A 21,830-nucleotide genomic window follows, 5' to 3' on the forward strand; every position below is an offset into this window, starting at 1 on the left:
GTGTCTACTCCTTGTGCGCGTCACCGGGACGCGGCGATTCACGGGGGGCGGGCTGGGATTCTGCGAGACCGATGCCGCGCTGGAAGGCGGCCATCAGACCCGGGTCGTGCAGGGCGTGCTCCTCGGGCTTGCGGGCCACGGGCTCGTCACGCAGCTGCGGGACGAGGTGTTCCTGTGCGCGCCGCTTGGGGAGGAGGGGCCTGCCCGGCACTCCGGGGCGCGAGGCCGGGGGGACCTCGGCGGCCGGAGCGGAGTGAGCGGAGCCGGGCCGCACGGGCTCGGCGGGGGCGGGCTGGTGCGGGACACCGGGCAGACCGGAGCCGGCGGACACGCCGGGCAGACCGGAGCCGGCGGACGCGCCGGGCACGCCGGAACCGGCGGGGGCACCCGGCATCGCCGGCATGCCGGACCCGGTGGGGGCACCGGAGGCGTGGGGGGCGTGGGGCGCGGGCCGGTGTCCGGAGGGGGTGACCGGGGCGGTCGCGGCCGGGGCGACGGGGGCCGCCGGGGCCGGCACGTACGGCTGCGTGTACGACTGGACCTGCTGCGACGCGTGTGCCGCCACGGGGGTGGGGGCGGGCGCGGGCGCCACGGGGGCGGGCGTCACGGGGGCCGGGGCCGCCGGGGCGGGCGCGACCCGGGGCGGCGCCTGCACGGAGGCCTGGCCGACGACCGGGGCCTGGGCGGAGGCCGGAGCCTGGACCTCCGCCGGGGCGTGCGCCGGTGCCTGTGCCCGGCCCTCGCTGCGGGCGAGGCCCTCGGGGTCGGCGCCGAGCAGGCCCTGCGGCAGGACGAGCACGGCCTGGACGCCGCCGTAGATGTTCGACTGGAGACGGACGGCGATGCCGTGTCGCCGGGCGAGGGCCGAGACGACGAAGAGGCCGATGCGGCCGTCCTGGAGCAGGTGGGCGACGTTGACCTGGTCCGGGTCGGCGAGCAGGGCGTTCATCTTGTTCTGCTCGCCGACGGGCATGCCGAGACCGCGGTCCTCGACCTCGATGGCCAGACCGGCCGTCACGTACTGGGCGCGCAGCAGCACCGTGGTGTGCGGCGCGGAGAACAGCGTCGCGTTCTCGACGAGTTCGGCGAGGAGGTGGATGACGTCGGCCACGGCATGGCCCCGGAGCGTCCCGTCGATCGGCGGGACCAGCTTGACGCGCGGGTACTGCTCGACCTCGGCGATGGAGGAACGCAGCACCTCCGTCATGGTGACCGGGTTCGACCACTGGCGACGGGAGATGGCGCCGCCGAGGACGGCGAGGTTCTCCGCGTGCCGGCGGATGCGGGTGGCGAGGTGGTCGACGTGGAAGAGGCCCTTGAGCAGCTCGGGGTCCTCGACCTCGTTCTCCAGCTCGTCGAGGAGCTGGATCTCGCGGTGGACGAGCGACTGGAGCCGGCGGGCGAGGTTCACGAAGACCTCGACCTTCTGCTCGTTGCCGACGCTGCTGGAGAGCTGCGACGCCGACACCACGGCGTTCACAGCGGCCTCATGAGAGCGCGTCAGCTCCTGTGCCAGCAGGTCGAATTCGTCGCCGGAAGGGGAGCCGGCGGGAGCCGCGGGGCGGGGTGCGGGGGTCTCGCCCCTGCGCAGCTGTTCGACGACCGCCTGCAGTTCGCTCTGTCCGCGGGCACTGTTGCGGCGCAGCGCGTTGGCGCGGTCGAGGACCGCCTTGGCCGCCCGGTCCGCGCCGAGGGCGGCGGCGGTCACCGAGGCGACCGTGAGGGCCGCGGCACCGGTGAGCGCGACCCACAGGCCGGGCGTCACATGGGCGCCGGTGGAGCGGATCGTGAACAGGACCGCGGCGGCGCCGCCCAGCGCCACGGCGACGGCCGGAAGTACGGAGGTACGCAGGAGTTGGGGGCGTATGCGGGCCTCGTTCGGAAGCGGCGCGGGGGACTGAGCGGAGCCGGCGCCGGTCGTGCCGGCGGCGGTGCGGGCGCCTGACCGGCCGTGCCGCCCGCCCTCGCGGCGTTCGGACCGCGCGGCGGGTGCGCGAAGTTGAGACATGAGTGTCCTTGGTACGTGCCCAGGAATCGGCGTACTACGGGGGTGCACTACGGGGGGTGTGCTACGTGGGTTTCCTACGTGAGTGTGATGAGCCTACCGATGATCACCAAGCATCCACTGTAGTTGTCAACCGTTCACGTGCGGTGCGCAGTTGGCAAACTTACCCGTAGACCGCCTCACTCTGGTATCGCCATCTCACCACCGGCCGAGAACACTTGGCCGAAACTCGTCGCCCGAAGGGATCGGCGCCGGAGCGGAGGGCCGCGAACACCGACCCGGGCCGCCGCTCGGCGCGCGAATCGCCCCTGAGCGGAATCCCGTCGCCCGGACATGCGCCGGGGCGGTGTGAAGGTTCCGGATGCGTCCTTCCCGGCACCTTCACACCGCCCCGGCGCGGACCCGATCGGTCCGGATTCGCGTTCGCGTTGGTGCGTACGTCGCTGTCTGTTCGTGTTCGCGTGGGTTGCGGCCGCGGGACCGCGTCAGCGACCGCCCGCGGGGGCCGGCTCGCCGCTGCGGTCCTCGGGCGCCGTGCGCGGCGGCAGGGAGCGGCGCCAGTGGCGGGCGATCGGACGGGAGACGCCGGACCACCAGGGCTCGGACGGCACGTCGCCCCCGGGCTCGAAGGGCTGGCCGGGACGCGGCAGCGCGACGGTCTGCCCCGCCTCGTCGGCGGCGTCCTTCGTCCAGGCGCCCGGCTCGGCCCACGGGTGCGGGGCCAGGTTGAAGGTGCCCCAGTGGATCGGCAGCAGCACACCGTGCGGAGCGCCGCCCTGGAGGTCGAGGTGGGCTCGCAGGCCCTCGGCCGGCGTCATGTGGATGTCCGGCCAGTACTCGGAGTACGCGCCGATCTGGATCATGGTGGCGTCGAAGGGGCCGTGGGCCGCCCCGATGTCCTTGAAGCCGGAGAAGTAGCCGGTGTCGCCGCTGTGGTAGATCCGGTGCTCCGGGCCCTCGACCACCCAGGAGGCCCACAGGGTGTGCTGCTGGTTGCGCAGTCCGCGGCCGCAGAAGTGGCGGGCGGGCGTCGCCGTGAGCCGCAGGTCGCCGATCTCGGTGGACTCGGTCCAGTCGAGCTCGCGGATCCGGGACGGGGACACGCCCCAGTGCTCCAGGTGGGCACCGACGCCGAGCGGGACGGCGAAGAGGGTCCCGGTGCCGGCGAGCGCCTTGATCGTGGGCAGGTCGAGGTGGTCGTAGTGGTCGTGGGAGATCACGACGACGTCGACCGGGCCGAGGGTCGCGAGCGGCGCGGGCACCGGGTGGAGCCGCTTGGGGCCCGCGAAGGCGAAGGGCGAGCAGCGGTCGCCCCAGACCGGGTCGAAGAGCACCCGTCGGCCGTCGATCTCGGCGAGGACGCTGGAGTGCCCCATCCAGGTGATCCGAAGCCCGGTGGCCGGGGGGCGCGCCAGGTCCGCGACGGTGGTGGGGTGGACCGGGATCGTGCCGTCGGGGGCCCGGCGTGCCCGCGCCTCCTTCTCGAAGTAGACCTTCGCGAACTCCATCGTGGAACCGGACGGCCGGTGCCGGGCCTGCTCGGGGTTCTGGAAGACGCCGTCGGCGAAGTTCGGCGAGCGGAGGATGCGCTCCATGCGCTCCCCCGTCGGATCGGCGCCGAAGGCCGCGGGGCGCAGCGCGCGCAGCCGTGCCCGCAGCGTGTGGTCGGAGCCAGTGCCGGTCACAGGACCTCCTGAAGTCGAGGGTCTCTTCATTATGAGCGGACCGGCGACCGTGCGGCGGTCGCGCCCCCTCCGGCCCTCCTTGCCCCGGCATGCCCTTGTCATGTGCTGTGTAGGGTCGGAGCGTGGCGAGAGAGCGGTTGAGCGTGCCCGAGCGGCGGGAGGCCCTGCTGCGGGCAGCCGTGACCCAGATCGAGGCCCGCGGTGCCGCGGCGCTGCGGATCGCCGACGTGGCCGCCGAGCTCGGGGTGAGCAACGCTCTCGTCCTGTACCACTTCGCCACGAAGGAACAGCTGGTCGCGGCAGCCTTCGCGCACGCCGCCGAGCAGGACCTGGCCCGGCTTCGCAAGCTTCTGGGCCGCCGTACCACCGCCGTGCGCCGGCTGCGCGCGGCGGTCCGCTGGTACGCCCCGACCGGCCAGGCCAAGGGCTGGCGGCTGTGGATCGAGAGCTGGGCGGTGGCACCCCGAGAGCCGGCGCTGCGCGAGGTGGCCGGATCGCTGGACCGGGCCTGGAAGGACGCCCTGGCCTCGGTGATCTCGGAGGGGGCGGAGGCCGGCGAGTTCTCGTGCGCCGACCCGGCCGCCGCGGCCTGGCGGCTGACCGCGTTCCTGGACGGCCTGGCCGTCCAGATGACCGCGTACCCGGGCGCCCTCGCCCGCGCGACCATGCTGGAGTGGGCGGACGCGGCCCTCGCACGCGAGCTCGGGCTGCCGGCCCTGCCCGCTTCCTCGCCCGCCACGCCCTCGTGACGCCTGACGCCCGCGTGAGGCGTCCCCGAGGGTACGTGGGGTGTCCTGGGCCGGCGACGGCCACCGGCCCCCGGAGCCGCCCCCACACCCCGCATGAGGTCTCGGGACAGCCGTCGGAGGAGGCCCGGGAGCAGCAGGCACGGGAGCAGCAGGCCCGGGAGCAGCAGGCACGGGAGCGGACCAGGGAGCGGACCAGGGAGCAGGCGGAGTGGCGGGCGGGGAGCGGCCCGGCCGGGACCTCAGAGCAGCTCGTAGACCGCCACGACCGTCACGCGCTCCTCGATCTCTCCCGGGGCGAGCGGCACGCCCCCGCCGCCGTCCGCGGCAGCGCCCGGGGCCGTGCCGGGCCCGGGGCGTACGCTCTCGCCCTCGGTGAGCGAGACCAGACGGCCGACCCCGCGGCCGCTGAGCTCGGCGTACTGGGAGGCCTTGTCCCGCGCGTCGCGGTGGGCGGCCGCCCGGGCCCTGGCGCGCAGCGCGGAGGGGTCGGACACGTCGAAGGTGACGCCGTGGACACGGCCCGCGTCGCCCGCGGCATCGCTCACGGCGCCCACGACCTGCCCGGCCCGGTCGACGTCGCGGACCGTGACGGAGAAGGTCTGCCCGGCCTGGTAGCCGGTCACCTTGCTCTCTCCCTGGGGGCTCGGTGTGTACACCGGCGAGAGGGAGAGGCTCTCGGTGCGGATGTCCCGGTCCTCCACGCCCTGCGCGTGCAGCGCGTCCAGGAGCACCTGGGCCGCGGTCTTCTGCGCGGCCACCGCCTCCTTGGCGGTCTTGCGGGTCACCTCGACGCCGACCGACAGCACGGCGAGGTCCGGCACGGCGGACGCGCTCCCGCTCCCGGTCACCGTCACGGTGTCGGCCGCCTCCTGACGGACGGCGGCGGGGCGCGCCTCGGGAGCGTGTCCGGCGGCGAGGGCGGGGGCCGCGGCGCCCAGCAGCAGGCCGCCGAGCGCCGCGCCGAGGGCGAGGGCGGGCAGCCCGCCGGTCCGCGGCCGTCCGGCCCGGCCCCCGGCGCGGCGGGCGGCCCGGCGGGGGACCTCCCGCGTGGCTCCTTCTCCCGGATGGTGGCGAGGTGTCATGGACGTTCCCTTCGACGGTGGGCGCCGGCGGCCCGGCGGGGCACATCCCACCAGTCGCCGCCCGCCGCGCCCCTTCGCCACTCCTGCGCAGCCCGCTCCTTCACCTCTCCGTACCAGGCCGTCAGCAGTTCAGGGCGAGCGGCGGGCGCCAGACGCGTCCGTCGCCGGGGCTGCCCGGGGTGGGGACGTAGCTCAGGGGCACGAGGTGGGTGGGGGCGGCGGCCTCGTTGCGGGTGCCCAGCCAGAGGTCGATGATCTGCCAGGGTCGGCCGTCGAGGACGGTGACGGTCCTGGGCTGGCCCCCACAGCTGTTGCCGTCGAAGACGCGGCGCCCGGACACCGGAGCGCTCCAGCCCACGTTGCCGGGCGCGGACCAGCCCGTGTAGAGGGAGGGCGCGGTGGCGTAGCCGATCGGGGTGCCGGAGCAGTAACCGCAGGCGGTGTCGGCGTAGGTGAGGACATAGCGCCGCCACACCGGGTCCCAGTAGCCGCCCGGCCCCTCGACGTCGGTGAGCCCGGCGACCTTGCGCACGCCGACGCCGTGTCCGCCGCTTCCCTGGCCGTCGAGTTCTTCGAGATTGAGCTGGGCGGCGCCGGGCTGGGTGCAGACGATCGCGGGCGGGGCCCCGGGGGTGCCCGAGGCGATGATGCCGAAGTCCCCGTTGCCGTTGCAGAAGGAGAGCGCGGGCTTCCGGTACCAGCCGTCCGGCCCCGCGCCGGGACCGCACGGTCCGGCGGCGGAGGCGCAGCCCATGACGTTGTAGGCGTTCGACCCGTCGAGCGAGTAGTGCCGGGGGCTGTTGAACCAGAGGACGAAGGCCCCGTCGTCCCGGCCCCAGCCGGTGCGGCGGATCATCCGCGGGTTGAAGCAGCCCTGGGCGGTGCCGCCGCAGGTGTCCTGCCAGGAGGCGCGGGTCCACGGGTCGACGGCGGCCGGGTCGAAGAGGGGCACGGGGGTGCTCCAGGGGCCGCGGGGCGTGGGGGCGGTGGAGACGCCGAACCCGCACCAGGGCGTGGGCGGCGCGTACCACTCGAAGCCGCAGCCGTACATCGAGCCGTACATGTAGTACGTGTGCCCGAACCTGACGATCTGTCCGTCGTGGAGGTCGACCCCCCGGATGGTGAACGAGGCCGGGAAGGCGGGTGGTGCGGCGGTCCACCCGCCTCCCGAGGGCTCGGCCCACGGCTCCGTCGGGGGTTCGGCCCACGGTGCTCCCGGAGGCTCGGGTGATGCTGCCGCGGACGGGTCCACGGGGGCCTCCGGGGGCGGGGAAACCGCCTCGCCCGTAGGGCTGGTGTCCCCGCCCGTGGGCGTGTCGGCGCCGGCGGCCGGGAGGGCGACGAGAAGCGTGGCCACGGCGAGCAGCAGTGCGGTGAGGGTGCGACGCATGAACACGAGTGATGATTATCAGACAAATCATCAGATTCCTTTCCGGACACGCTTTCCGGGCACGCCCGTGCGCGGCGGAGCTCCCGGCGGCCCCGTCCCGCGCCGCCGGGCCCGGCCCCGGCGTTGTCAGCCGTGCTTGGTAGAACTTCATGCATCAGCCGATCAACGCCGGCCGGTGCCACGTCCGGGTGTCAGGAGCAGACATGACCATTGGGGTTCACCTGCAGGAGTTCCACGGGCTGCCCGTGTTCGAGTTCCCCGCGCCGGGCACGGCGGCCGAGCTGCCCGACGCCGCGTCGGTGGCCTGGCGCCTGTCCGTCCCGACGTACGCCGAGCCCGAGGACGAGCAGTGGCAGCCGCTCTTCGAGCGCTTCCTCGCGACCGTGGACACCGCCCGGGTGCGGGCCGTGGTCGTGGGCGGCTGGGACGAGCCGTACGAGACCTCGTCGGCCGCCATCGTCACCGCCCTGATGGGCGCCAACAACCGGCTGACCGGCCTGGAGGCGGTGTTCCTCGGCGACATGACGTTCGAGGACTGCGAGATTTCATGGATCGTCCAGTCCGACGTGACCCCGCTTCTCGCCGCCTATCCGGCGCTGCGGGCCTTCGGCGTGCGCGGCGGCACCGGCCTGGCCTTCCCGCCGGTGCGGCACACCGGGCTGCGGAGCCTCGTCGTCGAGACCGGCGGACTGAGCGGCGCGGTGGTCCGCGGCATCGCCGGGAGCGAGCTGCCCGCGCTGGAGGACCTGGAGCTGTGGCTGGGCACCGACACGTACGGCGGTGACAGCACGGTCGCCGACCTGGCGCCGCTGCTCGCGGGCGACCGGGTGCCGGCACTGCGGCGCCTCGGTCTGCGCAACAGCGACATCCAGGACGAGATCGCCGCCGCCGTCGCGGACGCCCCCGTCGTCGCCCGTCTGGAGGCCCTCGACCTGTCCATGGGCACCCTCACCGACGCCGGCGCTGCGGCGCTGATCGCCGGGGGTGCGCTGACCGGTCTGCGGCGGCTCGGCCTCGCGCACCACTATCTGTCGAAGGAGGCCGCCGAACGGGTGTCCGCCGCGCTGGTCCCGCACGGCGTCCTGGTCGACCTGGCCGACCCGCAGACGCCGGAGGACGACGGCGACGGCGAGGTCTACCGGTACGTAGCGGTCGCCGAGTGACCCCCGTCCCGCCCCTCGTCGTCGTCGGCGATCCGGAGGGCCGCCGCGTGCGGCTCTTCCAGGACGCGGCGCTCGCCGCCGGGCTGCCCCGGCCGCGGGCCGTGCCGTGGCTGGACGTGCTGCGGGGCGGGGCCGTCTTCCGTGCGGGCGAGCGGGTGCGCCTCGACTCCCCCGGCGAGCAACCTGAGGTCGACCGGCTGCTGCGCGGCGTGCCGGAGCCGACCCGGGTCGAGGGCACCGGCCGCTGGTACGCGGGCTTCACGGCGACCGTCACCGGCCTCGCCGCCCAGGTGCGGTCCGCCGGTGCGGAGCTGCTCGCCGACCCCGGCGAGCTCGCGGTCCTCTTCGACAAGCGGCGCAGCCACGCGCGGCTGGCCGCGGCCGGCGTGCGGGTGCCGCCCTCGCCCACCTCGGGGGCGGCGGCTCCGCCGGTACGGGGCTGGGAGGACGTGCGGGCGATCACGGGCGGCGCCGGGATGCGCCGGGTGTTCGTGAAGCTCGCGCACGGCTCCTCGGCCTCCGGGGTGCTCGCCGTCGAGACCACCGGCGCGGGCCGGGTGCAGGCCACCACCTCGGTGGAACGCCGGGCCGACGGCCGGCTGCACAACTCGCTGCGCGTCCGCCGCTACACGTCGGAGCGGGAGGTCGCCGCGATCGTCGACGCGCTCGCCCCGGACGGTCTGCACGTGGAGCGCTGGCTGCCGAAGGCCTCGCTCGGTGGGCGGGCCGCCGACCTGCGGGTGGTGGTGGTCGACGGCCGGGCCACCCACGCCGTCGTCCGCACCAGCCCCTCACCCATGACCAATCTGCACCTCGGCGGCGCCCGGGGCGATCTGGACGCGGTGCGTGCCGCGATCGCCACGGCGGGCGGCCGTTTCGCCGACGCGCTCGCCGTCTGCGAGCGGGCCGCCGCGGCCTTCCCCGGCACCCGCTGCGTGGGCGTCGACCTGCTGCCCGCGACCGGCTGGCGCCGCTTCTCGGTCGGCGAGGTCAACGCCTTCGGCGACCTGCTCCCCGGGCTCACCGGCCTGCCCGGCGGCGGCGCCGAGGGCCGGGACACCTATGCGGCCCAGGTCGCCGCCCTCCTCCGTACGCGAACCACAGGAACGAGCACGTCGTGAACCCCCCGAGCCCCGCCGCACCCGGCCCGCCGACCACACCGGGCCCGCCGCGCTCATCCGTCGTTCCGGGCGCGCCGCCCGTTCCGACCGCCCCTCCCGTCGCGCCCGACATGAACGAGATCGTCGGCAGCCACGACCTGCTCCTGGTCACCCTCGACACCCTGCGGTACGACGTGGCCGCCGAGCTCGCCGCCGCGGGCCGCATCCCCCACCTGGCCCGGCACCTGCCCGGCGGGGCCTGGGAACGCCGGCACGCGCCCGGCAGCTTCACGTACGCCTCCCACCAGGCCATCTTCGCGGGGTTCCTGCCCACTCCGGCGGAGCCCGGCCCGCACCCGAGGCTCTTCGCCGCCTCGTTCGCGGGCAGCGAGACCACCGCGGACGGCACCTACGTCTACGACACCCCCGACCTGGTCTCGGCGCTCGCGCACGAGGGGTACCGGACGGTGTGCGTGGGCGGCGTCGGCTTCTTCAACCGGCAGCCGCCGCTCGGCACCGTGCTGCCCGGGATGTTCCAGGAGAGCCACTGGGAGCCCTCCTTCGGGGTGGCCTCGCCGACCTCCTTCGAGTCCCAGGTGGCGCGTGCGGAGGAGGTGGTAGCCGCGCTCCCCCGCGAGCGCCGGCTCTTCCTGTTCGTGAACGTCTCGGCCCTGCACCAGCCCAACTGGTTCCACCGGCCTGGTGCGACCCGCGAGGCCGGCGACTCGAAGGCCACCCACGCGGCCGCCCTGGAGTACGTGGACCGGCACATCGGGCGCCTGTTCGCCGCGATGAGCAGCCGTCGCGCGTGCTTCGCGATCGTCTGCTCCGACCACGGCACGGCGTACGGGGACGACGGCTTCACCGGGCACCGGCTCGGCCACGAGGTGGTGTGGACGGTGCCGTACGCGCAGTTCGTCCTGCCGGGCCCGGCCGCCGGCGACGCCCGGGACCCGCGGGAGGAGGCCGCGTGACCGTGCTCCGTACCCACGCCGACACCCCGCGCCCGTACCGCAGTTACGTCTACGCGTACCCGCACAAGACCGCCTACCGGCCGCTGCCCGAACGCCCGTCGCTCGCCGCGCTCTGGGCGGACGAGCCGAAGGACGCGCTGTCGCTCTACGCGCACATCCCCTTCTGCGAGGTCCGCTGCGGCTTCTGCAACCTCTTCACCCGGATCGGCGCCCCCGACGAGCTGACCACCCGCTACCTCGACGCGCTCGACCGGCAGGCGACCGCCGTGCGCGAGGCGCTGGGCGACGCGTCGCCGGTCCGGTTCGCGACGGCGGCGTTCGGCGGTGGCACCCCCACCTTCCTCACCGCCGCCGAGCTGGAACGGCTCTGCGACATCGCCGAGCGGCGGATGGGGGCCGATCTGCGGGCGGTGCCGCTGTCCGTGGAGACCTCGCCCGCGACCGCGACCGCCGACCGACTGGCGGTCCTCGCCGAGCGGGGTGCGACGCGGCTGAGCATCGGCGTGCAGAGCTTCGTCGAGGCGGAGGCCAGGGCAGCGGTGCGCCCGCAGCGCCGGGCGGACGTCGAGGCGGCCCTCGGCCGGATCCGCGCCACCGGCGTCCCGGTCCTCAACATCGACCTCATCTACGGCATCGACGGCCAGACCGAGGAGTCCTGGCGCCGCTCGCTCGACGCGGCCCTCGCCTGGCACCCCGAGGAGCTGTACCTCTACCCGCTGTACGTCCGCCCGCTCACCGGCCTGGGCCGGCAGGCCGCCGGCGCTTCCGGGCCGGCCGCCGACCGGGAGTGGGACGAGCAGCGGCTGCGGCTCTACCGCGCCGGCCGCGACCACCTCCTCGCGCGGGGGTACGCGCAGGTGTCGATGCGCATGTTCCGACGGACGGACGCGCCGCCGCTCGGGCCCGACGACCACGCCTGCCAGACGGACGGCATGATCGGACTGGGCTGCGGTGCCCGCTCGTACACCTCGGCGCTCCACTACTCCTTCGACTACGCCGTCGGGATGCCGGAGATCCGCGGGATCATCGACGCCTACACGCGGGCCGGGGACTTCTCCCGGGCCGAGGTGGGCCGGCGGGTCGACGCGGACGAGACCCGCCGCCGGCACCTGCTGCAGTCTCTGCTCCAGGCGGAGGGCATGCCGCTGGCCGCCTACGCGGACCGCTTCGGCGGATCGCCGTTCGAGCACTTCGCCGCCGAGCTCGCCCGTTTCGAGGCGTGGGGCTGGCTGGACACCGACGCCCCGGCCGGGCTGCTGCGACTCTCCCCCGAGGGACTGGCGCACTCGGACGGGCTCGGGCCCGAGCTGTTCTCGCCGGCGGTGAGCGCGGCGATGGCCGCGTACGAGGCGAAGTAGGCGCGGCATGGACCTGACCCTGCTCTACCGGGGGCCGCTCGCCTCCTGCGACTACGACTGTCCCTACTGTCCCTTCGCCAAGCGTCGGGACAGCCCCGCGCTGCTGCGCGCCGACCGGGCGGCGCTGGAACGCTTCACCGGCTGGGCGGCCCGGCAGGAGGGGGACCGGCTGCGGATCCTCTTCACGCCGTGGGGCGAGGGCCTGGTGCGGTCCTGGTACCGGCGGGCCATGGTCGAGCTGTCCCGGCTGCCGCACGTGGAACGGGTGGCGATCCAGACGAACCTGAGCTGCCGCACCGGCTGGCTGGACGAGGCCGACCTCGACACCCTGGCGCTGTGGTGCACCTACCACCCGGGCCAGACGCCGTACGAGCGTTTCCTGGGCAAGTGCCGGGAGCTCGTCTCCCGGGGGGTCCGTTTCAGCGTCGGGATCGTCGGCCTGCCCGAGCACCTGGAGCAGGCCCGCCGGCTGCGCGAGGCGCTGCCGGAGCAGGTCTATCTGTGGGTGAACGCGGCCGAGGGCCGCACCTACGCCGACCCGGAGGCCGCCGAGTGGACGGCCCTCGACCCGCTCTTCCCGTACAGCCGGCATCCGCACCCCTCGGCGGGCCTGCCGTGCCGCACGGGCGAGTCGGTGCTCTCGGTGGACGGCGAGGGGACGGTGCGCCGCTGCCACTTCGTGAAGGCCGAGCTGGGCAATCTCTACGACGGCTCCTACCGGGCCGCCCTGCGCCCCCGTGCCTGCCCGCTCGCCGCCTGCGACTGCCACATCGGCTACGTCCACCTGGAGACGCTGCCGCTGTACGACGTGTTCGCCGGCGGGGTCCTGGAGCGCATCCCGGCGGGCCGGGCCTGAGCACCGTCCCGCCGGGCCCCCGTGCGGTCCACGGCCCCGGCCGCGTGGGTGGGCGCCGGGGCCGTGGCGGACCCGCCACGGCCTCGCGGACCCGCCACTGCCTCGCGGACCCGGCCCGGATCCACCGGCCGGGACGGGATCCGCCGGCAGGGACGGGATCCGCCGGCCGGGCCGCTCCTAGAGCGGCATGAGGTCCGGGCGCTTGGCCGCGACGTGGTCGCCGGAGCTCTCGCCGCGCAGCCGGCGTCCGATCCAGGGGACCAGGTACTCCCTGGCCCAGTGGATGTCGTCCTTGCGGACCTCCAGGGCGCCGCGGGGCGGCAGCGGCGGCCACGGCTGCTCCGGGTCGGCCGGTACGGGCATGCCGAGGACCTGGGCGGCGCGGAGCGCGACCCGGGTGTGGCCCTCGGGCGACAGGTGGAGCCGGTCCTCGTCCCAGGCGCGCCGGTCCTGGACGGACTTCAGCGACCACAGGTCGAGCACCGGGCAGCCGTACCGGTCGGCGATGGCCCGGACGTGCCCGTTGTAGGTGGCGATCTTGCCCCGCAGGTGCTTGAGCAGGATCACGTCACGGGTGTCGAAGCCGGTGGTCACCATGACGGTGCCGACGGCGGAGGTGAGGTCGGACACGGCACGCTCGAAGCGCTCGGCCACGTCGTCGGGGTCGGTGCCGGGGCGGATGATGTCGTTTCCGCCGGCGCAGAAGGTCACCAGGTCGGGGGCGAGTTCCTTCGCCCTCGGAACCTGTTCCGCGACGATCTGGTCGAGAAGGCGCCCCCGTACGGCGAGATTGGCGTACCGGAAGTCCGCGTCCTCCGGCAGCTGGTCGGCAAGCAGGACCGCGAACCGGTCCGCCCAGCCGGCGTACGCCCCGTCGGGCCCGGGATCCCCGACCCCCTCGGTGAAGCTGTCACCGATCGCCGCGTACGACCCGAATGCGTTCTTGTCTGTTGATCTCGAATCGTCTGCCACGGGAGCACATTTTTCCCCTCCTCATGTGACCTACGCGACCGTAAGGAGGGGTTGACGTCGGGTGACATATGCCACCGATAAAGATTGTCCCAAGCCGGAATACACCGGAGGCCCGGCACAGGGTGCCGGGCCTCCGGAGTGTCGACGTCAGGCCGACACGGTACTGACGCGATGTCAGATGCTCACGCCGTGCTGGCGCAGAGCGGCCACCGGGTCGATGTCGGAGCCGTAGTCCGGGCCGGTCCGCATCTCGAAGTGCAGGTGCGGGCCGGTGACGTTGCCGGTCGCACCGGAGAGACCGATCTCCTGGCCGCCGGTGACGGTCTGGCCGGCGGAGACGGAGATCGAGGACAGGTGGGCGTACTGCGAGAAGGTGCCGTCGGCGTGCTGGATGACGACCTGGTTTCCGTAGGCCCCGCCGTCACCGGCGGAGTAGACGGTGCCCGGGCCGACCGCGTGGACGCTGGTGCCGGTGGAGGCGACGAAGTCGATGCCGGTGTGGTAGCCGGAGGACCACATCGCGCCGGCGGTCTTGTACGCGGTGCCGACACCGGCGCCCGCGATGGGGGCGACCCAGCCGGAGGAGGAGGTCGTGCCGGCCGAGGAGGACGACGAGGAGCTCGCGGCGGAGGCCGGGGCCGAGCTGCGCTCGCTGCCGCGCGAGGCGCGGGTCGAGTCGCCGGAAGCCTTCTGGCTGCGCTCCGCGGCGGCCTTCGGGTGGTGCGTCGCCTTGGCGGTGTTCTTGGCGCCGAGGGTGAGCTTCATGCCCGGCAGGATCAGCGACGGGTTGCCGCCGACGACCTGGCGGTTGTCGCGGTAGAGCTTCTGCCAGCCGCCGGCCACGTGGTGCTCGGTGGCGATCTTGGACAGGTAGTCGCCGCGGACGACGGTGTACGACTTCGGGGCCGCGGCCGGAGCCTTGGCCGGGGTCACGGCGGCGGGCGCCACGACGGCGACGGCCTGCTGCGGGGTGACGGTCGGGGCGGCCTGCTCGGCGGCGTGCGCGCCGGTGGCGCCGATGAGCGGGAGGGCGACGACGGCCCCTCCGGCTCCGGCGGCCACGAACCCGCGGGTGATCGGGTTGGCCTTGGGACGGCGGTGCTTACCCTTCACGGGCATGGCGAATTCCTCTCCGTCGCCTGCGAGGTGAGCTGTCGGGTTCGGACTGGAGATGTCCGGCCGCTGGTCGCGACTTCACCCCGAGCCGTCCTTCATCGAGGGATCGGCGTACTACCTGGGTCCCCCGCTCCTGCCGCGTACGGGTGGGTGCGGATTCCGGTCGGCGGCAGGATTAGGCGGTCCGTCCGGATTGAGCGCGACGCTAGACGAGCGGGGTCGACGGGAACAAGCCGCCGATTTCCCGCCAGTGCCGATTCGGGGAAAGGGGGCGGGAATTACGGTCACCCTCCGTGGATGACGGTCCCTCGATTTCCCTTTCCGGAAGGGAATTTGGAAAAGACGATCAGGCACGGTCCGTCACGTCTATGACGCTGCTCACGCCCCGCTGCCCATCTCCCAAGGAATCCGGGCGCGTTACCGCCAAACCCTCAATTCGGACAGAACACTCATTCCCTCCCGAGGGGGTGCGTGCGGGGCCCCTCACCTGGATGATTGCCCCAGGAACCGATCTCGAGACCAGGAGCAACCGTGACGCAAGCGACGACCGAGCCCGAGCTCACCGGCGTACGCAACTTCCGCGATCTGGGCGGACTGCCGACCGTGGACGGCCGGTCCGTGCGCCCCGGACGCCTCTTCCGCAGCGGCCACCTGGCCCACGCCACCGCCGAGGACGCCGCGTTCCTGGCCACCCTCGGTCTGCACACCGTGTTCGACTTCCGCAACGACGCCGACCGGCGCTTCGAGGGGGACGACGTCGCCCTGCCGGGCGTGCGGAACGTGAACATACCCCTGAGCGATCCCGCCGACGGGAAGGAGTTCTGGCAGATGGTGCGCCAGGGCGACCTGGCGCAACTGCGCGAGCTTCTCGCCGACGGCAAGGCCGCCGCCCGTATGTCCGGTTCGTACCGGAAGATGATGGTCGAGCGCACGGCGGAGCACAGCCGCGTGCTGCACGCGATGGCCGAGGACAGCGTCCCCGCCCTGATGCACTGCGCCGCCGGCAAGGACCGGGCCGGCCTGTCCGTCGCGATCTCGCTGCTGGCCGTCGGCGTCGAGCGCGAGGCCGTCGAGGCCGACTACCTGAAGTCGAACGCCCCGCACCGCCGCTACAAGGTGCAGCGCAGCTCCACCGCCCCGGACGGCATGGCGCCCGAGGTGATGGAGCTGCTGAGCCCGCTCTTCGACGCGCGGGTGGAGTACCTGCGGGCCGCCTTCGAGACGATCGACACGACCTGGGGCTCGGTGGACGCCTACCTCACCCAGGGCCTCGGACTCGCCCCGGAGACCCGGGAGCGCCTCCGCGCACGCCTGCTGTCGGAGGCTTGAGGTCGTCGCCCCGGTCCCGGCCGGCCCCGGCTACTGGTTCTGCCCGCCGAGCATGAAGAGCAGGTAGAGGAAACCGGCGAAGAGGTGCCCCGCGACCAGGTACGCGAAGAGGCGGAGCACCAGCCCCTTGGGAAACTTGCCGGCTTCGCGCTCCTCGCCGGTGACCGGAGCGGACTTCTCGGACATAGCACTACCTTTCGGGTTGTCAGCGCCGGTGCGGGGTCCCGTCACCGAGGCACAGCTCGGCGACGGGACTCTGCAGGAGGGTGTGGACGAAGAGCAGTTCGGCCCCGGCGCGGGTGGCGGCGCCGATCCGGTGCGGGGTGAGCGAGTCGAAGTGCGCGCTGTCCCCGGGATCGAGGATGTGCACGGCCTCGCCGAGTGCGAGGCGCACGCGTCCCTCGATCACGTGGATCCACTCCTCGCCGGGATGGACCCGCACGATGTCGGCGCTGGTGGCGTAGGGCACGTGCACGCGCAGGCACTGCATCGCGCGTCCCGCCCCGCCGGCCTGGCGGTAGATCCAGCCGTCGGCCTCGACCGGATCGGAGCGGCCGGCCCGGACGACGGGGTCGCGCTCGGTCGGCAGCTCGCCGAGGAGCTCGGACACCGTCGTACCGTAGATACGGGCGAGGGCGAGCAGCATCGGCAGCGAGGGCTGCCGGTTCCCCGTCTCCAGCCGGGAGAGATGGGCCGGGGAGAGACCGGCCCGCTGCGCGGCGGCCTCCAGGGTGAGCCCCCTGCGCCGGCGCAGGGCCCGCAGCTGCGGGGCGACGTCCGGCGGGACGTCGAGAGCGCCGCGAGCGGCGCGGGCGGCAGGTTCCGGGGCGGGATCCCCGGGGACGTGGTCCATGCGTCCATTCCGCCAGGATCATGCCTCGGAGGCAAATTTGTTGCCTCCGAGGCAAAGCCGGTGGGCCGGATCCGGACGGTGCGCCGTCAGCGCTGTGCGACGGCCTGCTTGACCAGTGTCTTCCCGAAGTCCCACATCAGTCCGCCGCCTCCGTGGGCGTCGTCCATCACCGCCGTGAAGGCGGTGACGAAGCGGTCCACGTCCGCCTCGTCGATGACCAGCGGCGGAATCAGTTTGATCACCTCCAGGTGGTCTCCCGACACCTGGGTCAGGATGCGGTGGCGCTGGAGCAGGGGCACCACGACCATCTGGGCGAAGAGTCCCTTGCGGGCGGCCTGCAGCATCGTCCAGCGACTGCGCAGGCCGAGCGAGGAGGGGCGGCCGAACTCGATGCCGATCATCAGCCCCCGGCCCCGGATCTCCTTCAGCAACTCGTAGCGCGGTACGAGCTCGCGCAGCCGCCCGGCGAGCAGCTCGCCCGTCCGGCGGACGTGCGCGACCGTGCCCTCGGACTCCATCACCGAGAGCACCGCGAGCCCGGCCGCCATGGCCTGGGCGTTCGACCCGAAGCTGGCCGAGTGGACGAGCACCCGGTCCATCGACGAGTAGACCTTCTTGAAGATCCAGTCCTTCCCCAGGGTCGCCCCGACCGGCACGTAGCCGCCGGAGAGCGCCTTGGCGACGCAGACCAGGTCCGGCTCGACGCCGTCCTCGTGCTGGTACGCGTAGAAGTCGCCGGTCCGCCCGAGTCCGGTCTGCACCTCGTCGGCGATGAGCAGGGCGCCGTGCCGGTGCAGCAGCTCCTGGGCCGCGAGCAGGAAGCCGGGCGGGGCCTCGTGCACCCCCTTGCCCTGGACGGGTTCGACGACGAAGCCGGCCACGTCGCCCTTGCGCAGCTCGCGTTCCAGGGCGTCGAGGTCGCCGAGGTCGATCGGCGTGTCGGGCAGCAGCGGTGCGAAGCCCTCCCGGAAGCCCTGCTCGCCGTTGACCGAGAGGGAGCCGGTGGTGAGGCCGTGGAAGGCATGGGTGCAGTAGACGATCCTCGGCCGGCCGGTGGCGTACCGGGCGAACTTCAGCGCGGTCTCGACGGCCTCGGTGCCGCTGTTGCCGAAGAACACCCGGTCGAGGTGGGGGCTGTGCGCGAGCAGCCGCTCGGCGAGCAGTCCGGGCAGCGGCTGGCAGTCGAAGCGGGTGAGGTCGGCGAGCTGCGCGTCGAGGACGTCGTGCAGCGCCTTGCGCACGACGGGATGGTGCCGGCCGAGGCCCATGACGCCGAAGCCGGCGAGCATGTCGAGGTAGTCGGCACCGTCGGCGTCCCAGAAGTGGGCGCCCTCGGCCCGCTCGTACACCTTGTCGAAGCCGATGGTCCGGAGCATCCTCGGCAGCTGGTGGTTGAGGTGGCGGGCGTGCAGCTCGTAGCGCTCGCCACCCCGTTCGGCGAGCAGCGCCCGCAGGTCGAACTCACCGGTCATGGCCCACGCTCACCCGTTGTTCCCGTTGACGGTCTCGCGGACCGCGCGCAGGGATTCCTTGAGCGAGCCCATGGTGGCGAGGACGGCGGTGGGCTCGTAGCCGCAGTGCGCCATGCAGTTGGCGCAGCGCGGGTCCTTGCCGCGGCCGTACTTGTCCCAGTCCGTCTCCTCGATGAGCTCGCGGTAGGTCGGGACGTAGCCGTCGCTCATCAGATAGCAGGGGCGCTGCCACCCGAAGAGGGAGTAGTTGGGGATCGCCCACGCGGTGCACGGGAAATCGGCCTTGCCTTCGAGGAAGTCGAGGAAGAGCGGCGAATGGTTGAGTCGCCAGCGCCGCCGGTTTCCGCCTGCGAATGCCTTCTTGAAGAGTTCCCTGGTCTGCTCGACGCCGAGGAAGTGCTCCTGGTCAGGAGCCTTTTCGTAGGCATAGGCGGGCGAGATCATCATTTCGTCGACCTGGAGGTCGTCGTTGAGGAAGTTGAGCACCTCGATGATCGTCTGCGGGGTGTCGGTGTTGAAGAACGTCGAATTGGTCGTGACCCGGAATCCGCGCCGCTTGGCCTCCTTGATCGCCGCGACGGCCTCGTCGAAGACGCCTTCCTTGGCGACCGACTCGTCGTGCCGTTCCCGCAGTCCGTCGATGTGCACGGCGAAGGCGAAGTACGGGGAGGGGGTGAAGTCGTCGAGCTTCTTGCGCAGCAGCATCGCGTTGGTGCACAGGAAGACGTACTTGCGCTTGGCCACGAGCTGGCGCACGATCTCGTCGATCTGAGGGTGCATCAACGGTTCGCCACCGGCGATGGAGACCATCGGCGCCCCGGACTCCAGGACGGCGCCGACCGCCTGGGCGACCGGCATGCGCTGCTTGAGCACGCCCGCCGGGTGCTGGATCTTGCCGCAGCCCTCGCACTTGAGGTTGCAGGCGAACAGCGGCTCCAGCTCGACGATGAGCGGGAACTTGTCCCGCTTGCGGAGCTTCTGTTCGAAGAGGTAGGTCCCGACCCGGATGGACTGACGGAGCGGCATGGCCATAACTCGCTCACCTCCTGGGGAGCAGCAAAGAACGGTGCCATTCGAAGAATGCGGGAAGGACGGCACGAAGGACGCGGAAGGCCGATATTCCCCCGCGTACCGTGCCGATCCGTACCAGTTCATGTTCCGGAGCGTCCACGACCACCCGGACGGCCGCAACCGGACGGGGTCCGGCGGCGGTGGCGGTCCGCAGGGTGGCGGCGGACTCCATGTCGACGGCGATGGCCCCGCCGGCCAGCAGCGCGGCCCGCTCGGGGCCGCGCACCACGTGGTCGGAGCCGGTCAGCAGGCCGGTGTGCACGGTGCTCCCGGGCAGCGCCCGGGTGAGTGCCTTGACGAGCAGTTCGGTGCCCACGCAAGGGGTGGTGCCCTCGGAGTCGCGGGTCTCCTCGGCGACGATCAGGTCGCCGGGGTGCATCCCCGGTGCGAGTCCGGCGCAGAAGCCGGAGGCGACGACGGCCGCGTCCCGCCAGGGCTCGCGGTCGAGGGCGCGGGAGACCACCCGGTGCGCGTGCGCGGGGCCCATCCCGGTCCTGACCACCGTCACGGGCGCGGGCGCCCCGCCGCGGTCGCCGCTGCGCAGGGCGAACTTCTCGATGCCGAGCGCGCAGGCGACCAGCAGCGGGGGGACGGCTGCCGCTCTGGCCGGCTCCCGGGCCATCAGCCGGTCCCCCGGCCGTGGAGTACGGGCTCGCCGTTCACGTAGCGGCCGAGCGCGGTGAGCGGGAAGACCTGGCGGTAGAGGTGGTAGTTGATGGAGAAGTCCCAGGGGAAGCCGGTGCCGGTGAAGTACGGCTCGTCCCAGGAGCCGTCCTCCCGCTGGGTCGCGACGAGCCAGGCGACGCCCCGGCGGACCGCCTGGGACTCCCGCTCGCCGGCCGCGAGCAGGGCGATCAGCGCCCAGGCCGTCTGGGAGGCGGTGGAGGCACCGCGCCCCATTCCCTGGCGCTTCCGGTAGGAGCGCAGGTCCTCGCCCCAGCCCCCGTCCTCGTTCTGTACGGACTCCAGCCAGCCGACGGCCCGCCGGATCGCCGGGTGGCTGCGCGCGATCCCGGCGGCGGTGAGGGCCGGGACCACCGAGCCCGTGCCGTACACGTAGTTGACGCCCCAGCGGCCGAACCAGGCACCGCTGGGCTCCTGTTCGGCGAGGAGCCAGTCGATGCCGCGGCGGGTGCGGGGGTGGTCGGCCTTGCCCTCGTGGGCGAGCATCTCCACGACGTGGGCGGTGACATCGGCCGACGGCGGATCGATGACCTCACCGAAGTCGCAGAACGGCAGCCGGTTGGGCAGGCGGCTCGTGTTGTCGGCGTCGAAGGCCGCCCAGGCGCCGTTCCGGGACTGCATGCCGGCGGTCCACCGGGCGCCGCGGCGGACGGCCGCCTCGACCCGCTCGGGTTCGGGGTGCTTCACCCGGCGCAGCGCGAGGATGACCTCGGCGGTGTCGTCGATGTCGGGGTAGTTGTCGTTGTGGAACTCGAATGCCCAGCCGCCCGGCTGCAGTCGGGGCTTGCGCACGGCCCAGTCGCCCTTGCGGAGGATCTCCTCGCCGAGCATCCAGTCGACCGCCTTGACGAGCGCGGGGTGGTCGGGCCGGACACCGGCGTCGGCGAGCGCGATCGTGGCGAGGCAGGTGTCCCAGACCGGGGACTGGCAGGCCTCGATCATGCGGGCGCCGTCCTCGCGCCACACGGCGAACCGGTCGAGCGACTCCAGACCGGCGCGCATCACCGGGTGCTGGAGGTCGTAGCCGAGGAGGTGCAGCGCGATCACCGAGTAGACGGCGGGCGGCTGGATCCCGCCCCAGCAGCCGTCGTTCTCCTGCCGTTCGACGATCCAGCGGGCGGCGACGTCCATGGCGGTCTTCCGCAGCAGGCGGGGGGCCACCTTGCGGTAGAGGTGCAGCCCCTTGTCGGCGCGCTGGAAGAAGCCGTCCCAGCTGAACGCGGGCGCGAGGGGCCGGGCCGGGCTGGGCCGGGCCGGGTCGGTGTGGAGCTCGTCCAGCCCGAAGGGGGCCGGGCGTACCGGCCGCTTGGCGGACACGACCGTGAGCGGCACGATCGTCTGCCGGGCCCAGCAGCCGAAGTCGTAGATGTTGAGCGGGAACCAGCTCGGCAGGAAGATCAGTTCGGGCGGCAGTTCGGGCAGGTCCTCCCAACGCCACCAGCCGAACAGGGCGAGCCAGATCCGGGTGAAGACGCGGGCCTCGGCGATGCCGCCGTGCTCCCGGATCCAGGCCGAGGCGCGGGCCATGTGCGGGTCCTCGGGGCGGTCCCCGGCGAGCCGCAGGGCGACGTAGGCCTCGATGGTGGCGGAGAGCTCGCCGGGCCCCTCGTAGAAGGTGGCCCAGGTGCCGTCCGGGCGCTGTTCGCCGCGGATGTGGAGGGCGGCCGCGCGGGTGGTGTCCGGGTCGAGGATCCCGAGGAACTGGCGGAGCAGCAGGTCCTCGGCGTCCATGGTGACGTTGGTCTCCAGGTCGCCCTTCCACCAGCCTTCGGCGTCCTGGCGGCCGAGCAGGTGGTCCACGGAGCGTTCCGCCGCCTTGGCGGCGGCCTCGTCGAGCGCTCCGGTGCTGACGGTGGTCGTTTCGCTGGCCGCGGCTGCTCGGGGTCCCACGGCCCCGGCGCTTCCGTCGGTCGTCGCTGTCATGGCTTCCCCTTCGTGCAGTAGCTCTACTTCTGCTTCTTCGGGTCTGCC

Annotated in this window: 19 protein-coding genes and 1 riboswitch; of the genes, 7 read left to right on the forward strand and 12 right to left on the reverse strand. The window is 73.4% G+C overall.

Annotation, left to right across the window (positions count from 1 at the left end):
- Nucleotides 1–4: 4 nt before the first annotated feature.
- Both ACIRQF_RS05910 and ACIRQF_RS05915 read right to left on the reverse strand, forming a co-directional pair.
- Nucleotides 5–2,008, reverse strand: a complete 2,004-nt coding sequence (locus ACIRQF_RS05910; RefSeq protein WP_404089180.1) for an ATP-binding protein — start codon at nucleotides 2,006–2,008, stop codon at nucleotides 5–7.
- Between the two features lie 482 nt (nucleotides 2,009–2,490).
- Nucleotides 2,491–3,720, reverse strand: coding sequence for an MBL fold metallo-hydrolase (locus ACIRQF_RS05915; RefSeq protein ID WP_404089182.1), 1,230 nt, complete (start codon nucleotides 3,718–3,720; stop codon nucleotides 2,491–2,493).
- A 92-nt stretch (nucleotides 3,721–3,812) separates the two neighbouring features.
- Between ACIRQF_RS05915 and ACIRQF_RS05920 the strand changes: the two genes are divergently transcribed.
- Nucleotides 3,813–4,439 carry a TetR/AcrR family transcriptional regulator gene (locus tag ACIRQF_RS05920; RefSeq protein WP_376631170.1) on the forward strand — a complete coding sequence of 209 codons (627 nt, stop codon included), beginning with the start codon at nucleotides 3,813–3,815 and terminating at the stop codon, nucleotides 4,437–4,439.
- A 239-nt stretch (nucleotides 4,440–4,678) separates the two neighbouring features.
- Here ACIRQF_RS05920 and ACIRQF_RS05925 read toward each other — a convergent pair whose 3' ends face one another.
- The gene (locus tag ACIRQF_RS05925) at nucleotides 4,679–5,521 is read right to left on the reverse strand and encodes an SIMPL domain-containing protein (RefSeq protein WP_404089185.1); all 843 of its coding nucleotides are present in this window, start codon (nucleotides 5,519–5,521) and stop codon (nucleotides 4,679–4,681) included.
- A 121-nt stretch (nucleotides 5,522–5,642) separates the two neighbouring features.
- Nucleotides 5,643–6,917, reverse strand: coding sequence for a hypothetical protein (locus tag ACIRQF_RS05930; protein WP_404089187.1), 1,275 nt, complete (start codon nucleotides 6,915–6,917; stop codon nucleotides 5,643–5,645).
- 197 nt (nucleotides 6,918–7,114) lie between these two features.
- On the opposite strand from ACIRQF_RS05930, the gene ACIRQF_RS05935 reads away from it, so the two are divergent.
- From ACIRQF_RS05935 to ACIRQF_RS05955, 5 genes are all read left to right on the forward strand, one after another.
- On the forward strand, nucleotides 7,115–8,074 hold the full coding sequence (locus tag ACIRQF_RS05935; protein ID WP_382482704.1) for an STM4015 family protein: 960 nt from the start codon (nucleotides 7,115–7,117) through the stop codon (nucleotides 8,072–8,074).
- Nucleotides 8,071–9,195, forward strand: coding sequence for an STM4014 family protein (locus ACIRQF_RS05940; protein WP_404089190.1), 1,125 nt, complete (start codon nucleotides 8,071–8,073; stop codon nucleotides 9,193–9,195). Before ACIRQF_RS05935 ends, ACIRQF_RS05940 begins: the two co-directional genes overlap by 4 nt.
- A gap of 110 nt (nucleotides 9,196–9,305) precedes the next feature.
- A complete protein-coding gene (locus ACIRQF_RS05945) occupies nucleotides 9,306–10,148 on the forward strand; it encodes an STM4013/SEN3800 family hydrolase (protein WP_404089192.1) in 843 nt (280 codons plus the stop codon).
- Nucleotides 10,145–11,506 (forward strand): STM4012 family radical SAM protein, encoded by a 1,362-nt coding sequence (locus ACIRQF_RS05950; protein ID WP_404089194.1) that lies wholly within the window; start codon nucleotides 10,145–10,147, stop codon nucleotides 11,504–11,506. The genes ACIRQF_RS05945 and ACIRQF_RS05950 overlap by 4 nt, the downstream gene beginning before the upstream one ends.
- Before the next feature lie 7 nt (nucleotides 11,507–11,513).
- The gene (locus ACIRQF_RS05955; RefSeq protein ID WP_389750190.1) at nucleotides 11,514–12,362 is read left to right on the forward strand and encodes an STM4011 family radical SAM protein; all 849 of its coding nucleotides are present in this window, start codon (nucleotides 11,514–11,516) and stop codon (nucleotides 12,360–12,362) included.
- Nucleotides 12,363–12,539: 177 nt separating this feature from the next.
- Here ACIRQF_RS05955 and ACIRQF_RS05960 read toward each other — a convergent pair whose 3' ends face one another.
- Together ACIRQF_RS05960 and ACIRQF_RS05965 are read right to left on the reverse strand one after the other, a co-directional pair.
- Nucleotides 12,540–13,334, reverse strand: a complete 795-nt coding sequence (locus tag ACIRQF_RS05960; protein WP_376631186.1) for an SGNH/GDSL hydrolase family protein — start codon at nucleotides 13,332–13,334, stop codon at nucleotides 12,540–12,542.
- A 174-nt stretch (nucleotides 13,335–13,508) separates the two neighbouring features.
- Nucleotides 13,509–14,453, reverse strand: coding sequence for a peptidoglycan DD-metalloendopeptidase family protein (locus tag ACIRQF_RS05965; RefSeq protein WP_404089197.1), 945 nt, complete (start codon nucleotides 14,451–14,453; stop codon nucleotides 13,509–13,511).
- Nucleotides 14,454–14,457: 4 nt separating this feature from the next.
- Nucleotides 14,458–14,609: riboswitch (cyclic di-AMP (ydaO/yuaA leader) on the reverse strand.
- 372 nt (nucleotides 14,610–14,981) lie between these two features.
- Here ACIRQF_RS05965 and ACIRQF_RS05970 point away from each other — a divergent pair.
- Nucleotides 14,982–15,779, forward strand: a complete 798-nt coding sequence (locus tag ACIRQF_RS05970; RefSeq protein ID WP_376631189.1) for a tyrosine-protein phosphatase — start codon at nucleotides 14,982–14,984, stop codon at nucleotides 15,777–15,779.
- Between the two features lie 30 nt (nucleotides 15,780–15,809).
- On the opposite strand, the gene ACIRQF_RS05975 is transcribed toward ACIRQF_RS05970, so the two are convergent.
- The 6 genes from ACIRQF_RS05975 to shc all read right to left on the reverse strand — a co-directional run bounded on the left by ACIRQF_RS05975 (nucleotide 15,810) and on the right by shc (nucleotide 21,782).
- Complete coding sequence (locus ACIRQF_RS05975) at nucleotides 15,810–15,965, reverse strand: DUF6126 family protein (protein WP_352186173.1); 156 nt, start codon at nucleotides 15,963–15,965, stop codon at nucleotides 15,810–15,812.
- 19 nt (nucleotides 15,966–15,984) lie between these two features.
- A complete protein-coding gene (locus ACIRQF_RS05980) occupies nucleotides 15,985–16,632 on the reverse strand; it encodes a helix-turn-helix domain-containing protein (protein ID WP_404089200.1) in 648 nt (215 codons plus the stop codon).
- An 86-nt stretch (nucleotides 16,633–16,718) separates the two neighbouring features.
- Entirely contained in the window at nucleotides 16,719–18,104 is a 1,386-nt protein-coding gene (locus tag ACIRQF_RS05985) for an aspartate aminotransferase family protein (protein ID WP_404089202.1), read from the reverse strand.
- Nucleotides 18,105–18,113: 9 nt separating this feature from the next.
- Nucleotides 18,114–19,136, reverse strand: a complete 1,023-nt coding sequence (gene hpnH, locus ACIRQF_RS05990) for an adenosyl-hopene transferase HpnH (RefSeq protein WP_376631195.1) — start codon at nucleotides 19,134–19,136, stop codon at nucleotides 18,114–18,116.
- Between the two features lie 7 nt (nucleotides 19,137–19,143).
- Complete coding sequence (locus ACIRQF_RS05995; protein WP_389750188.1) at nucleotides 19,144–19,797, reverse strand: 1-hydroxy-2-methyl-2-butenyl 4-diphosphate reductase; 654 nt, start codon at nucleotides 19,795–19,797, stop codon at nucleotides 19,144–19,146.
- Nucleotides 19,797–21,782, reverse strand: a complete 1,986-nt coding sequence (gene shc / locus ACIRQF_RS06000; RefSeq protein WP_382482692.1) for a squalene--hopene cyclase — start codon at nucleotides 21,780–21,782, stop codon at nucleotides 19,797–19,799. Before shc ends, ACIRQF_RS05995 begins: the two co-directional genes overlap by 1 nt.
- Nucleotides 21,783–21,830: the final 48 nt, after the last annotated feature.

The sequence above is a fragment of the Streptomyces sp. NPDC101191 genome (genome assembly GCF_044767915.1).
Classification (GTDB): Bacteria; Actinomycetota; Actinomycetes; order Streptomycetales; family Streptomycetaceae; genus Streptomyces.